General features: G+C 68.6%; 11 protein-coding genes. 5 read left to right on the top strand and 6 right to left on the bottom strand.

All coding sequences use genetic code 11. From position 1 onward, the window contains the following. Nucleotides 1-7 precede the first annotated feature (7 nt). From ACZ5WE_RS37195 to trhA, 3 genes are all read right to left on the bottom strand, one after another. A complete protein-coding gene (locus tag ACZ5WE_RS37195) occupies nucleotides 8-637 on the bottom strand; it encodes a TetR/AcrR family transcriptional regulator (RefSeq protein WP_467695889.1) in 630 nt (209 codons plus the stop codon). Further along, nucleotides 634-2184, bottom strand: coding sequence for an MFS transporter (locus ACZ5WE_RS37190; protein ID WP_467695891.1), 1551 nt, complete (start codon nucleotides 2182-2184; stop codon nucleotides 634-636). The genes ACZ5WE_RS37195 and ACZ5WE_RS37190 overlap by 4 nt, the downstream gene beginning before the upstream one ends. A 125-nt stretch (nucleotides 2185-2309) precedes the next feature. Beyond that, on the bottom strand, nucleotides 2310-3056 hold the full coding sequence (trhA, locus tag ACZ5WE_RS37185; protein WP_467695893.1) for a PAQR family membrane homeostasis protein TrhA: 747 nt from the start codon (nucleotides 3054-3056) through the stop codon (nucleotides 2310-2312). 310 nt (nucleotides 3057-3366) lie between these two features. On the opposite strand from trhA, the gene ACZ5WE_RS37180 reads away from it, so the two are divergent. Beyond that, nucleotides 3367-5211, top strand: a complete 1845-nt coding sequence (locus ACZ5WE_RS37180) for a phosphoenolpyruvate carboxykinase (GTP) (protein ID WP_467695895.1) — start codon at nucleotides 3367-3369, stop codon at nucleotides 5209-5211. 66 nt (nucleotides 5212-5277) lie between these two features. On the opposite strand, the gene ACZ5WE_RS37175 is transcribed toward ACZ5WE_RS37180, so the two are convergent. Together ACZ5WE_RS37175 and ACZ5WE_RS37170 are read right to left on the bottom strand one after the other, a co-directional pair. After that, the gene (locus ACZ5WE_RS37175; RefSeq protein ID WP_467695897.1) at nucleotides 5278-5688 is read right to left on the bottom strand and encodes an SCO4983 family protein; all 411 of its coding nucleotides are present in this window, start codon (nucleotides 5686-5688) and stop codon (nucleotides 5278-5280) included. Nucleotides 5689-5768: 80 nt separating this feature from the next. After that, nucleotides 5769-6980, bottom strand: a complete 1212-nt coding sequence (locus ACZ5WE_RS37170; RefSeq protein WP_467695899.1) for a pyridoxal phosphate-dependent aminotransferase — start codon at nucleotides 6978-6980, stop codon at nucleotides 5769-5771. A 189-nt stretch (nucleotides 6981-7169) separates the two neighbouring features. On the opposite strand from ACZ5WE_RS37170, the gene ACZ5WE_RS37165 reads away from it, so the two are divergent. Beyond that, on the top strand, nucleotides 7170-8003 hold the full coding sequence (locus ACZ5WE_RS37165) for a S1 family peptidase (RefSeq protein WP_467695900.1): 834 nt from the start codon (nucleotides 7170-7172) through the stop codon (nucleotides 8001-8003). Between the two features lie 153 nt (nucleotides 8004-8156). After that, entirely contained in the window at nucleotides 8157-9026 is an 870-nt protein-coding gene (locus ACZ5WE_RS37160; protein WP_467695902.1) for a trypsin-like peptidase domain-containing protein, read from the top strand. Nucleotides 9027-9087: 61 nt separating this feature from the next. Here the strand turns inward: ACZ5WE_RS37160 and ACZ5WE_RS37155 are convergent, their stop codons facing one another. Further along, a complete protein-coding gene (locus ACZ5WE_RS37155) occupies nucleotides 9088-10518 on the bottom strand; it encodes an FG-GAP-like repeat-containing protein (protein ID WP_467695904.1) in 1431 nt (476 codons plus the stop codon). Between the two features lie 473 nt (nucleotides 10519-10991). Between ACZ5WE_RS37155 and ACZ5WE_RS37150 the strand changes: the two genes are divergently transcribed. Together ACZ5WE_RS37150 and ACZ5WE_RS37145 are read left to right on the top strand one after the other, a co-directional pair. Then, nucleotides 10992-12500 (top strand): multicopper oxidase family protein, encoded by a 1509-nt coding sequence (locus tag ACZ5WE_RS37150; protein ID WP_467695905.1) that lies wholly within the window; start codon nucleotides 10992-10994, stop codon nucleotides 12498-12500. A gap of 142 nt (nucleotides 12501-12642) precedes the next feature. Continuing rightward, nucleotides 12643-13254 (top strand): hypothetical protein, encoded by a 612-nt coding sequence (locus ACZ5WE_RS37145; protein ID WP_467695906.1) that lies wholly within the window; start codon nucleotides 12643-12645, stop codon nucleotides 13252-13254. The last annotated feature ends 186 nt before the right edge of the window (nucleotides 13255-13440 follow it).

Raw genomic sequence — 13440 nt, 5'->3', positions numbered from 1 at the left:
CGGTGCTTCAGCCGGCGAAGCCGGCGATCAGCATGTCCATCGTGCGGTCCACCAGAGCGCCCAGGTCGTCCTGGTGGCCGTGTTCCGCCCAGTACGCCGTCGTCTCCGTGAGTGCGGCGATCAGGCTCATCGCGAACACCCGGACCTCCAGGTCCCCGGGGCCCCGGCCGCTGCGTTCCGCGATGACGCGGCACAGCATCTGGCTGGTGACCGCCATGCTCTCCAGAAGCCGGGAGCGCACGGCGGGAACCTCGATCATCAGGCGGGTACGGAGGCGCGAGATCTCCGGCTCCTCGGTGAAGCCGAGGCCCACCGCCCTGCGCAGCACGTGTCGCAGGGACTCCACGATCGGCTCGTCCGCCGGGCGTGCCCGCAGCTCGTCCTCGAGCAGCGGGTCGTACTCGTCGGTGAGGACGATGTCCTCCTTGGTCGGGAAGTATCTGAAGACGGTCGACGCCGACACCTCCGCGGCCTCGGCGATCTGCTCGACCGTCGTCGCGTCGTACCCCTGCTCCTCGATCAGCCGGTACGTGGCCTCACGGATCGCGATGCGGGTCTTGAGCTTCTTGCGTTCACGAAGCCCCGGCCGGGGGCCGTGCGGGGAAGCGGTGGTGCGTGCGGCCGTCATGGCGCTCATTGTCGGGCATCCTCCGCCTGCCGTGCCATGTCGGCGTCCGGCGGGGCAGTCCTCGGCAGCAGCGCCGCGACGAGCAACGCGGTGACCAGCGCCGCGATGCCACTCACCAGGAGGACCGTCACCATGCCGTCGATGTACGCCTCATTGGCGGAGTCGATGAGCCTTGGCACTGCGAGCCGTTCGCCGACGGTGTGGGCCGCCACCACCGATTCCCCCGCCGCGTCCGCAGCCGCGTCCGGAATCCCGCCGGTGTCGAGGTGGTCGACGTACACGCTGGAGAGCAGCGAGCCGAGCAGGGCGATACCGATGGCGCTGCCCACCTGCCGCACGGTCATCATGAGCCCGGCGCCCGACCCCGCCCGCTCCTCGGGGAGCGCGCCGAGGGCCGAGTCCATGGCCGGTACGACGGCGAAGCCGAAGCCGATCCCGGCGATGGTGAGCCACAGCGCGGTGAAGCCGTAGCCGGAATCGACCGTCGTACGGCTGCCGAGGATCGCCGCGAAGGCGAGGACGATGAGCCCGGCGCTGATCACCGCACGCGGGCCGAAGCGGCGTACGACGGGCTCGGCGCCCCGGGCGGCGACGAGGAGGCCGCCCATCATCGGCAGCATCCGCAGACCGGTGCCGAAGGCGTCGTGGCCGAGCACCGTCTGCAGATACTGCGGAAGGACGAACATCAGGCCCGACAGGACGAACATGACGAGTGTCGCCGCGATCGTGTTGAGCAGGAAGCCGCGGTTGCGCAGCAGCGCCATGTCGAGCATCGGGCGCCGCATGGTCCGTTCGCGCAGGACGAGCGCGGTGATCAAGGCGGCCGCACCGGCGAACATGCCGAGGACCAGCGGGTCGCCCCAGCCGCGTACGGGAGCCTCGATGATCGCGTAGATGAGCGCGCCGAGCCCGGCCGCGGTGAGCGCGGTGGAGGCGATGTCGACCTTGGGGGACGAGGGGTCGGTCGTCTCCGGCAGCAGGAAGACGCAGGCCGTGATCCCGATCGCGACCATCGGGACGTTGATCAGGAAGATCGAGCCCCACCAGAAGTGGTCGAGGAGCCAGCCGCCCACGATCGGCCCGAGCGGGGCGCCGAGCGCGGAGGCCGCGGAGACGATGCCGACCGCCTTGGTCCGCTCGCCGGGCGCGAAGAGCGCGGGCAGTACGGCCAGGGCGAGGGGCATGACGAGCGCACCGCCCATGCCCATGACCGCCCGCGCCACGACGACCAGCTCGACGGAGTCGACGAGGGTGCCGATCAAGGACCCCACCAGGAAGATCCCGAGGCCGGTGATCAGCATCCTGCGGCGCCCGAACCGGTCGCCGAGCAGGCCGGCCGGGAGCATCAGGGCCGCGAACACGACGACGTACGCGTCCGCCATCCACTGTTGCTCGCCCGTACTCGCGTCCAGCTGCCCGGCCATCGTCGGCAGGGCGACGTTGAGGATCGTCATGTCGAAACCGAGCACGAGCATGCTCGCGACCAGGGCGGCGAGCGCCCACCAGCGGCGCGGGTCCTGCCGGTGCACGGCAGACGAGCTTGTGACAGTAACCATGAAATGAGAGTAACTCTCAAAAGATGGTAGACGTCAATATGTGAGGCCGGTCGGCTGCCCGCGCACGCAGATGGCCGCGGCTCGAAAGCCGCGGCCATAAGAAGGAGGGGGAGGGGTGGTGGCGTCTATCCGTGCTGGTAGGCCACCAGCGAGATGCCCACGTAGTGCACCGCGAAGGCGGCCAGCGTCAGGGAGTGGAAGACCTCGTGGAAGCCGAAGAAGCGCGGGGAGGGGTTGGGGCGCTTGATGCCGTAGATCACGCCGCCCGCGCTGTAGAGCAGTCCGCCCACGATCACCAGGACCAGGACGGCGATGCCGCCGGCCCGCAGGAAGTCGGGCAGGAAGAAGACCGCGGCCCAGCCCATCGCGATGTAGCAGGGGGTGTAGAGCCAGCGGGGGGCGCCGACCCAGAACACCCGGAAGAGGATGCCGGCCACCGCCGCGCCCCAGACGCCCCAGAGCAGCCACTGCCCCTTGGAGTCGGGCAGGAGCAGCATCGTCAGCGGGGTGTACGTGCCCGCGATGATCAGGAAGATGTTGGCGTGGTCGAGTCTGCGCAGCACGCCGTCCGCGCGTGGACTCCAGGTGCCCCGGTGGTAGATCGCGCTCACTCCGAAGAGCAGGCATGCCGTCAGGACGTAGATCCCGCAGGCGATCCGCCCGCGGGTGGAGTCCGTGAGCGCCATCAGCACGATGCCCGAGATGAGCACTGCCGGGAACATGCCCGCGTGCAGCCAGCCGCGCATCAGCGGCTTCACTTCCGAGAGGTCTGGAAGCGGCAGGCCGGAGAGTGCGGAGGAGTCGGAGCTGGAGGCCGAGTCGTGGCCCGGGGCCTGGTCGTTCGTGATCGCGTCAGGGACGGGAGCGGTCATGAGAGGAATCGTACCTACGCAACCGTAAGTTAGGCATCAGTCATGGGGGAACCGTGGCGTACAAGTGGCGATGCTCACGGTGATACCCGAGCGTACAAGTGACGGATTCGCGTACGGGAGGCCGCCCGGGCGAGTGGCGATACTCACGCCGCTCACCTGTGAGGCCCTCTGGACATATGCGCGGAAGCGTCGGATGATCAAATGAGTGCGGTCGGCACCGGATGAGCGCCAGAGGGAACAACACGTGAAGCGTCCGGGTCGCAGCCCCCACGGGGCAACAAACCTATAAACCCCTCGTATAGGAGCAATCGTGGCGCGCGACATCGCGGCTCCCCTTCTCTCTGAGACTCTGGGCACCGTTCCCACCAACCACCAGGACCTCATCTCCTGGGTGAACGAGATCGTCGAACTGACGCAGCCGGACAGCGTGGTCTGGTGTGACGGATCCGAGGCCGAGTACGAGCGCCTGTGCGAGGAGCTCGTCGCCAAGGGCACCTTCAAGAAGCTCGACCCGATCAAGCGCCCGAACTCGTACTACGCGGCCTCCGACCCGACCGACGTCGCGCGCGTCGAGGACCGCACCTTCATCTGCTCCGAGAAGGAGCAGGACGCGGGCCCGACCAACCACTGGAAGGCCCCCGCCGAGATGCGGGAGATCTTCCAGGGCGAGAAGGGCGTCTTCCGCGGCTCGATGCGCGGCCGCACGATGTACGTCGTGCCCTTCTGCATGGGCCCGGTCGGCTCGCCGCTGTCCGCGATCGGCGTGGAGATCACCGACTCCGCGTACGTCGCCGTCTCCATGCGCACCATGACCCGCATGGGCCGGCAGGTCCTGGACGAGCTGGGCGAGGACGGCTTCTTCGTGAAGGCCGTCCACACGCTCGGCGCCCCGCTCGAAGCGGGCGAGGCCGACGTGCCGTGGCCCTGCAACTCCACCAAGTACATCTCGCACTTCCCCGAGGACCGCGAGATCTGGTCGTTCGGCTCGGGGTACGGCGGCAACGCCCTGCTCGGCAAGAAGTGCTACGCCCTGCGCATCGCCTCCGTCATGGCGCGCGACGAGGGCTGGCTGGCCGAGCACATGCTCATCCTCAAGCTCACTCCTCCGCAGGGCGAGAGCAAGTACGTCGCCGCCGCGTTCCCGAGCGCCTGCGGCAAGACCAACCTCGCCATGCTGGAGCCGACGATCTCCGGCTGGACGGTCGAGACCATCGGTGACGACATCGCCTGGATGCGGTTCGGCGAGGACGGCCGGCTCTACGCGATCAACCCCGAGGCCGGTTTCTTCGGCGTCGCGCCCGGCACCGGCGAGCACACCAACGCCAACGCCATGAAGACCCTGTGGGGCAACTCGGTCTTCACGAACGTCGCGCTCACCGACGACAACGACGTCTGGTGGGAGGGCATGACGGAGGAGACTCCCGCCCACCTCACGGACTGGAAGGGCAACGACTGGACCCCCGAGTCCGGCGTCCCCGCGGCCCACCCGAACGCCCGCTTCACCACGCCCGCCTCGCAGTGCCCGATCATCGCGCCCGAGTGGGAGGACCCCAAGGGTGTGCCGATCTCGGCGATCCTCTTCGGCGGCCGTCGCGCCAGCGCGGTGCCGCTGGTGACGGAGTCCTTCAACTGGCAGCACGGCGTCTTCCTCGGCGCGAACGTGGCGAGCGAGAAGACCGCCGCGGCCGAGGGCAAGGTCGGCGAGCTGCGCCGCGACCCCTTCGCGATGCTGCCGTTCTGCGGCTACAACATGGGCGACTACATGGCCCACTGGGTCAAGGTCGGCGCGGACAAGCCGGACCAGTCCAAGCTCCCGAAGATCTACTACGTGAACTGGTTCCGCAAGAACGCGGAGGGCAAGTTCGTGTGGCCGGGCTTCGGCGAGAACAGCCGCGTCCTGAAGTGGATCGTGGAGCGCCTCGACGGCAGGGCCGAGGGCGTCGAGACCCCCATCGGCATCCTGCCGACGGTCGACTCGCTGGACACCGATGGCCTCGACCTGGCCAAGGATGACCTGGAGTTCCTGCTCACGGTCGACAAGGAGGTCTGGCGGGACGAGGCCTCGCTGGTCCCCGAGCACCTGAACACCTTCGGCGACCACACGCCCAAGGAGCTGTGGGACGAGTACCGCGCCCTGGTGCAGCGGCTCGGCTGACCCCCAGCTGTCACCACCGTTGGTGGCACCCGGTCCGCGGCCTCCCCGGCCGCGGACCGGGGCCGTTCAGTGGGCGCCGACGAGGTGCGCGGCGCCTGCGTGCGCGTCCATGCGATGGGCGGCGAGGATCGCCGCCGCGGTGTCGGCGCGGGACGCGGCCACCACCAGGGCGCGGCCCGCGAGGGCGTGGGCGCGCTGGTGCAGGGCGGTGAGGTGCGGTTCGTGAATCGCGGTCACCACGGCCGAGCGCACGGGCGGCAGGCCTCCGCGCAGCCGGGCCACCTCCGACGACAGCCGCTCGGCGGCGTCGTCCAGATCGATGGCGGGCGCGAGGGCGCGCAGCTCGTCCGTGACGGCGAGGAGCGCCGCCAGATGCGCGGCGAGCTGGATGTCCAGCTCCTCCTCGCGGGAGCGGTGGGGGAAGTCGCCCGGATCGGCCATGGCATGGACCGACTTGGTGCGGATCGGCTCGTACATGGGATGGCCTCCTGGCGGGTAGCTTGAAAGCCATCCTACATTAGATTCTGTCTAAAGTTGAGTCGGGGTGCTTCCTGGCGCTACGGCTGGCTGTAGCCGTCCAGGAAGGTGCCGATACGCGTCACGGCCTCGGTCAGGTCCGTCGCCGTGGGCAGCGTGACGACTCGGAAGTGGTCCGGTTCGGGCCAGTTGAAGCCGGTGCCGTGCACGACCATGATCTTCTCGGCGCGGAGCAGGTCGAGCACCATCTGGCGGTCGTCCTTGATCTTGAAGACCTTCGGGTCGAGCCGCGGGAAGAGATAGAGCGACCCCTTGGGCTTCACGCAGCTCACGCCCGGGATCTGGGTGAGCAGGTCGTACGCCGTGTCGCGCTGCTCCACGAGCCGGCCGCCCGGCAGCACGAGGTCGTCGATGGTCTGCCGCCCGCTGAGCGCGGCGACCACGCCGTGCTGGCCCGGCATGTTCGCGCACAGGCGCATGTTCGCGAGGATCGTCAGGCCCTCGATGTACGAGGACGCGTGCGCCTTCGGCCCCGAGATGGCCACCCACCCGACGCGGTAGCCGGCCACCCGGTACGCCTTCGACATGCCGTTGAAGGTGAGGGTGAGCAGGTCGGGGGCGATGGCGGCGGTGGGGGTGTGGACCGCGCCGTCGTAGAGGATCTTGTCGTAGATCTCGTCCGAGCAGACCAGGAGATTGTGGCGGCGCGCGATGTCGGTCAGGCCGCGCAGCATGTCCTCGCTGTACACGGCGCCCGTCGGGTTGTTCGGGTTGATGATGACGAGCGCCTTGGTGCGGTCGGTCACCTTGCGCTCGATGTCGGCGAGGTCCGGCATCCAGTCCGCCTGCTCGTCGCAGCGGTAGTGCACGGCCGTGCCGCCGGACAGCGAGACCGCGGCCGTCCACAGCGGATAGTCCGGGGCCGGTACGAGGACCTCGTCGCCGTCGTCGAGCAGGCCCTGCATGGCCATGACGATGAGCTCGGAGACGCCGTTGCCGATGAAGACGTGCTCCACGTCGGTCTCGATACCCAGGGTCTGGTTGTGCATGACCACCGCACGGCGGGCGGCGAGCAGGCCCTTCGCGTCCCCGTAGCCGTGCGCGTCGCCGACGTTGCGGAGGATGTCCTCCAGGATCTCGGGCGGGCACTCGAATCCGAAGGCCGCGGGGTTGCCGGTGTTGAGCTTGAGGATGCGGTGGCCCGCCGCTTCCAGCCGCATCGCCTCCTCGAGTACCGGGCCCCGGATCTCGTAACAGACGTTGGCGAGCTTCGTCGACTGGATGACCTGCATGTCCGCGAGCTTACGGCCGCGTAAGGAGACCCGCCTCGTGTTTTGCGCCACGTAGCGCAGAGGGGGGTGTCCTGTCAGCGGTCAGTTCTGTCCGCATGCGGTCTTGTCCTCGCGGCCGAGTACCCCAACAATGCGCATGACAAAACCGAAGCAACTTCGGTCACACAGTCATCAGAGGGGACCCCCCACATGAACAAGCCTCTCGTCGGTGCGTGCTTCGCCGTGCTGCTCCTCGGAGCGACGGCGGCGCCCGCGGCGGCCGTCAGTGACGAACGGCCCGCCAAGGCCAAGGCGGTTGACTTCGCGGGGACGGTGGCGCTGAGCAACTGTTCCGGCTCCGTCGTCCGCGTGCCGGACTCGCAGCCCGGCGACCCCGCGCTCGTGATGTCCAACGGCCACTGCCTGGAGAGCGGCTTCCCGGCGCCCGGCGAGGTCATCGTCGACAAGCCGTCCTCGCGCAGCTTCACCCTCCTGGACTCCGGCGGCGGCGACGCCGGCACGGTCAAGGCGAGCAAGATCGCGTACGGGACGATGACCGACACCGACCTCTCGCTCTACGAACTCACCAGCACCTACAGCGAGATCGAGAGCCAGTTCGGCATCAAGGCACTCGAACTGAACGCGGCGCACCCGGAGCAGGGGAAGGCGATCACCGTCGTCTCCGGCTACTGGAAGAAGATGTACAAGTGCAGCATCGACGGCTTCGCGTACCGCCTCAAGGAGGGGAACTGGACCTGGAAGGACTCGGTCCGCTACACCCCCGACTGCCAGACGATCGGCGGCACTTCGGGCTCACCGGTGGTCGATGACGCGACGGGCAAGGTGGTCGCCGTCAACAACACCGGCAACGAGAGCGGCGAGGAGTGCACGGACAACAACCCGTGCGAGGTCGACGAGAACGGCAAGGTGACGGTCCGCGAGGGCATCAACTACGCCCAGCAGACGTACGGTGTCGTGCCGTGCGTGGCGCCCGGCAACAAGATCGACCTGAGCCGCGAGGGCTGCGAGCTTCCCAAGCCGTAGGGGTCCGGTCCACGGCGGGACCGGCCCTCCCCGGCCGGTCCCGCCGAATTGCAAGAGTTCTCACCCCTTGTCCCTTATCCGTGGACCCCCGAAGAATGCCCATGACAACCACACAGGGCACAGCTACACGCAGCTGCAAGGGGGGCTCCACACATGAAGAAAGCTCTCGCGGGCGGGTTACTCGCCCTCACCCTCGTAGGGTTCGGCTCCGCGCCTGCGATCGCGGCGCCGGACAGCGCACCGTCGAAGCAAGCGGCAGGGGAGGACGCGAAGAAGGGCGTCGACTTCGCGGGCACCGTCGCGCTCAGCAACTGTTCGGGCTCCGTCGTCCGCATGCCCCGGTCGAAGGCGGACGACCCCGCGCTCGTCCTCTCCAACGGCCACTGCCTGGAGAGCGGATTCCCGGCGGCGGGCGAAGTCATCGTCGACCAGCCGTCCACCCGCGCCTTCAAGCTCCTGGACGCGAAGGGCGCGGAGAAGGCGACCCTCACGGCGAGCAAGATCTCGTACGCGACGATGACCGACACCGACATCTCGCTGTACCAACTCACCACCAGCTACGCCGACATCAAGAAGAAGTACGGCATCAAGGCGCTGGAGATCGAGGACGACCACCCCGTCAAGAAGCGGGCCATCACCGTCGTCTCCGGGTACTGGAAAGAGACGTACACCTGCAGGATCGACGGGTTCGCGTACCGCCTCAAGGAGGGGGAGTGGACCTGGAAGGACTCGGTCCGCTACACCCCCGAGTGCCAGACCATCGGCGGCACGTCCGGCTCACCGGTGATCGACCACAAGACCGGCAAGGTCACCGCCGTCAACAACACGGGTAACGAGGACGGCGAGCGCTGCACCCTCAACAATCCGTGTGAGGTCGACCGGCACGGCAACGTGACGGTCCACCATGGCATCAACTACGCGCAGCAGACGTACGGGATCGTGCCGTGCGTCGGACACGACAGCAAGATCGACCTCGGCCGCAAGGGCTGCAAGCTGCCACGCCCGGCGGCGGCTCGGGGGTAGCGGCTTCGCGCCTTCCGTCGTACGCGGCCCCCGTCACCGTCGGGACGGGGGCCGTTCGCCGTCAATCCTGCATGGTCTCGCCGAAGCGTGAGCCGGTCGCGAGGCCGAATTCGGCCGAGCTGAGGGACTTGGAACCGGCACCGGTGAGGCCGGACGACGAGCCCGGCAGAGTCCACAGGCCACCGCTGCGGTTGTTCTCGAAGGAGGCTGTCACCGCCAGGTCGCCCTTGCCGTTCTTGTCGTAGTCGGCGATCCGGACCTGTGCGCCGAACAGGTCCCCGGCCTCGGCGGCGCCCGGAACTCCGGTGGTGTCCTGGGAGATGCGCACGACCCCGGACTGCGAGACACCGGAGGTGGAACCGCGGAACACGGTCACGTCGCCGGCGTTGTCCAGGTCGCCGAGCTTTTCGCCGTTGGCGCCGACCACCAGTTCGGCCTTGCCGTCGCCGGTGATGTCACCGATCGCCACCGAGGCTCCCCAGGTGTCGCCGTCCTCGTTGGCGCCGGGCACACCAGTGCTGTTCTGGTGCAGGGTCACCGGGTCGCCGAAGCCCGTCCGGCTGCCCAGGCGGACGGTGACATAACCGGAGCCGTTGCTGGGGTCGTCGACGGAGAAGAACTCGGGCCAGGTCAGAGAGGTGGCCATGTCGTCGAAGCCGTCGCCGTTGATGTCACCGAGAGCGATGGCGGTGTTCCCGTCATCCACGCGTTGTATCCGGTTCGGGCGGCCTTCCTGGCCCGTGAAGATGTCGGTGCCCGGACGCCCGGTGTCCGGGTCGCCGGTCACCGCCAGGTCGTCCCGGCCGTCCCCGTTGACATCGCCCACGGCGGCGTCCGAGTACCGGAGGCCCGCACCAGGGACCGACAGGGTGTACGCGGGGGCCGGCTTGCTCTCCCGGGCGAAGCCGCCCTTGTACACGACGACACCGCCCGGCTCGATCACCGCGAGGTCCGCGCCGCTGTCGCCCGTGAAGTCCCCCACCGCGACGTCGTAGCCGTGGGACTGCCACTGCTGCGGATTCTCCACGGTGGTCGTGGTGCTGCTGGTGAAGGGCTTGGTGCCGCCCCACAGGATGGTGACGCTGCCCTGGCCCTCAACGGTCTCCACGTCCTCGCCGTCGGCGCCCACCACGAGGTCCGCGTATCCGTCACCGTCGAGGTCGCCGCTGGCCATCGAGATCCCGAAATGGTCACTGTCCTCGGGCGTACCCGGCACTCCCGCGGAGCTCTGGGTGAGAGAGGCCTTGCCGGTGGTGGCCAGACCGTCGGCCGTCCCGAAGGCCACGACCACCTCACCCGCGGCCTCCGCCCCGCCGACGGTCTTGTACGGCGCTCCGACCGCGATGTCCCGGTGCCCGTCACCATTGAAGTCGTCGGCGAGCCTGGCAGGAGCGGCGGCCGTAGACGCCACGGGACCAACGACGACGAGCAGACCGCCGGTCAGCGCGGTGACGGCCGCGGTGGCAACAACGGTGCGGAAGGGCAGGGGCATGAAGGGTTCACTCCTTGGAGCTGTGCTGGACGGTGCCGTAGACACTCCAGGGAGTCGAAGAGTTGTACGAGACGGGCGGAAGGCTCGTACGGGTTCTGAGCGCCGCCACTCGACGGCGTACCTCGCGGGGCGGCAGCGTGGTGGCGGGGCCCTGCGCCGGCCCGGTACCGCCTCCTTGCTTTGCTCGCGGCAGCCCGGCAGCCCGGCAGCCCGGCAGCCCGGCAGCCTTTGCAGAGTCCGGGAAGGCCCGGTGGAAACTGCCCGGGCCAGAGACGCGTTTGACGCCTCGTTGGGCGATGACCGGGCGGATGCCGCGCTGACAGAGCAGGCGACGGTACTTGTCGTGGTCGCGGTGATCACGCAGGCCCGGATCTTCTGAGGGTCGGATCCCTGAGGACCTTCGGGGTCCGGGTCGGGGCTTGATCGGGGGGCTCCCCGATGTGCCGGGCGGGGCTCATCGCGAGGCTTGAAGCATGTCCTTACTCAAGCGCGTCCTCATCGTGTTCGGCTCGTTCGTCACCGTCGTGGCGCTGGCGGTCGGCGGCGGCGTTCTGTGGCTGTGGAACGACGCCGAGATCAGCACGGTCGGCGAGGAGCAGTTCGACAACGAGCTGTCGATACCTCCGCTCGCGAAGTCCCGCGTGGACAGGGACGGCACCCGCGTATTCGACCTGCGGATGCGGGCGGGTGAGAAGGAGTTCGAGGACGGCAGGAAGACATCCACTTGGGGTTTCAACGGCGACTACCTGGGGCCGACGCTGCGCGCGGAGCGCGGCGAGAAGGTCCGCGTGCGGATACGGAACGGACTGGATGAGGCCTCGACGGTGCACTGGCACGGCATGCACCTGCCCGCGAAGATGGACGGCGGCCCGCACCAGATGGTCAGGCCGGGCGGCAAGTGGAGTCCGCACTGGACCGTGGACCAGCCTGCATCGACGCTCTGGTACCACCCGCATCCGCACGGCGCGACGGAGAAGCACGTGCAGCGCGGCCTCGCGGGGATGTTCCTCGTCGACGACAAGCAGTCGGCGCGGCTCAAGCTGCCCAAGAAGTACGGGGTCGACGATCTGCCGGTGATCGTGCAGGACGTCAGGTTCGACGGCGCGAAGTTCGACCACGGTCACGACATGATGCGCCACGTCGGCTTCCTGGGCGACCGGACCATGGTCAACGGCACGCTCCGCCCGTACCAGAAGGTCGGCGACGAGCTCATCCGGCTGCGGCTGCTCAACGCATCGACGGCTCGTACGTACGACTTCGGCTTCCCGGACGACCGCGCCTTCTCCCTGGTGGGCACGGACGGCGGCCTTCTGGAGCAGCCGGCCCGCATGGAGCGGATACAGCTGTCGCCCGGTGAGCGGGCCGAGATCGTGGTGCGGATGAAGCCGGGCGAGAAGACAGTCCTGCGCAGCTTCCCGCAAAACAACTACGGGAGTTCGTGGAATCAGCGGTTCAGCGGGGGCGACGACTCCTTCGACGTCCTGGAGCTGCGGGCCGCGAAGCAGCTGCGCGCTTCTGGCGACATTCCGCGCCGGCTGGGTGAGCTGGAGGTGCCTGACGGCAAGAACCCGGCGCACGGGCGGTTCTTCGACCTGAAGGAGTCCGGGATCAATGGGCGCGCGATGAAGATGGACCGAATAGATGAGACCGTCACGCGGGGCACCACCGAGACGTGGACTGTCCGGAACAACAACGGCATGCCGCACAACTTCCACGTGCACGATGTCCAGTTCCGGGTGCTCGAGGTGAACGGCGAGGCGCCACCGCCCGAGCTGCGCGGGGCCAAGGACACGGTGTTCCTGCCGAACGGCACGACGATGAAGCTGGCGATGCGATTCGAGGGGCCGGCCGATCCGGATACCCCGTACATGTACCACTGCCATCTGCTGGCACACGAAGACGGCGGAATGATGGGGCAGTTCGTCGTCGTGGAGAAGGGGCAACGAGCAGGCACACCGTCCCGAGGACACGGCAACCACTAGCCGTGCGCGGGAGCCGGTAAGCCGCGAACGGCGCTCTTGCCGCAACCGGAGGGGACGCCGCCCGGTGACGCCCGGCCCCACCGGTGAGACGTTGCCCGCGGCACTCCCCGCCGGACGGACCGGCGGGTGCGAAGGGGGCACCATGACCAAGATGCTCGGTCACGTGGAGTACGCGAACGACGAGGCGGAAGCGACCGAACTGCTCACGGAGTACAGCGAGTCGATCGGCCTCCCCTGGGGCCTGATCCCGCAGCGCAAGCGCGAAGCCTCTGTCCGCGTCGCGACCTACGAGGACAAGAACAACGGCCTGGCCGCGGCCAAGAAGACCCTCGACGACGACGTGAGCGAACAACGGCGCGCGGAACGGGTGGCGGAGCGCAAGGCGGCCATCCAGAAGCAGGCCGACTCCCTGGTGAACGCGGTCGGAGTGAAGAGCAACGCCGGTCTGCTCCTCGACCTGTGCAGGCACCACTACGAGCAGGCCAACAACCCCAACTTCACCTTCGGATCGGGCATGACGGAGGCCGACTACGCCTCCTTCCAGGAGAAGTGGGAGGAGGCCGCAGAGTTGGCCGCGCAGCGCTACGGCCAGTTCACGAACCTCCACACGACCGAGATCCAGGACAAGGCGGCCCACGGCAAGGGGCAGGTCGGGGACACCCTGGCCACGCGCGGGCGGCAGGGCAACGTGTTCGTGACGATCGTGGGCGCGAAGTTCAACGCCCACATCGACATCAAGGGCAAGAAGAAGTAGTAACAGTCGGGGGGGCAGGGCACGGGCCAGGGCACGGGCACGGGCCAGGGCCAGGGCCAGGGCCTGGGCCACGGCCTGGGGCTTCGCCGGGCCGGTGGCGTTGCTGTGTGCCGGGGCCATCCGGTTGTCGCGAGGTTGGCGGTTGCGGGCCGGGAGTCAAGGGCGCTCCTGCGTCGCGTCGGCTGC

The organism is Streptomyces sp. NPDC033180 (assembly GCF_055577645.1).
Note: the sequence above shows the minus strand (reverse complement) of the source record. Positions and strands in the feature narration are given on the sequence as shown.

Excerpts from the sequence above, each read along its gene's own strand:
- ACZ5WE_RS37195 (WP_467695889.1), bottom strand. The coding sequence starts at position 637 with ATGAGCGCCATGACGGCCGCACGCACCACCGCTTCCCCGCACGGCCCC.
- ACZ5WE_RS37190 (WP_467695891.1), bottom strand. The coding sequence starts at position 2,184 with ATGGTTACTGTCACAAGCTCGTCTGCCGTGCACCGGCAGGACCCGCGC.
- trhA (WP_467695893.1), bottom strand. The coding sequence starts at position 3,056 with ATGACCGCTCCCGTCCCTGACGCGATCACGAACGACCAGGCCCCGGGC.
- ACZ5WE_RS37175 (WP_467695897.1), bottom strand. The coding sequence starts at position 5,688 with ATGTACGAGCCGATCCGCACCAAGTCGGTCCATGCCATGGCCGATCCG.
- ACZ5WE_RS37170 (WP_467695899.1), bottom strand. The coding sequence starts at position 6,980 with ATGCAGGTCATCCAGTCGACGAAGCTCGCCAACGTCTGTTACGAGATC.
- ACZ5WE_RS37165 (WP_467695900.1), top strand. The coding sequence starts at position 7,170 with ATGAACAAGCCTCTCGTCGGTGCGTGCTTCGCCGTGCTGCTCCTCGGA.
- ACZ5WE_RS37160 (WP_467695902.1), top strand. The coding sequence starts at position 8,157 with ATGAAGAAAGCTCTCGCGGGCGGGTTACTCGCCCTCACCCTCGTAGGG.
- ACZ5WE_RS37155 (WP_467695904.1), bottom strand. The coding sequence starts at position 10,518 with ATGCCCCTGCCCTTCCGCACCGTTGTTGCCACCGCGGCCGTCACCGCG.
- ACZ5WE_RS37150 (WP_467695905.1), top strand. The coding sequence starts at position 10,992 with ATGTCCTTACTCAAGCGCGTCCTCATCGTGTTCGGCTCGTTCGTCACC.
- ACZ5WE_RS37145 (WP_467695906.1), top strand. The coding sequence starts at position 12,643 with ATGACCAAGATGCTCGGTCACGTGGAGTACGCGAACGACGAGGCGGAA.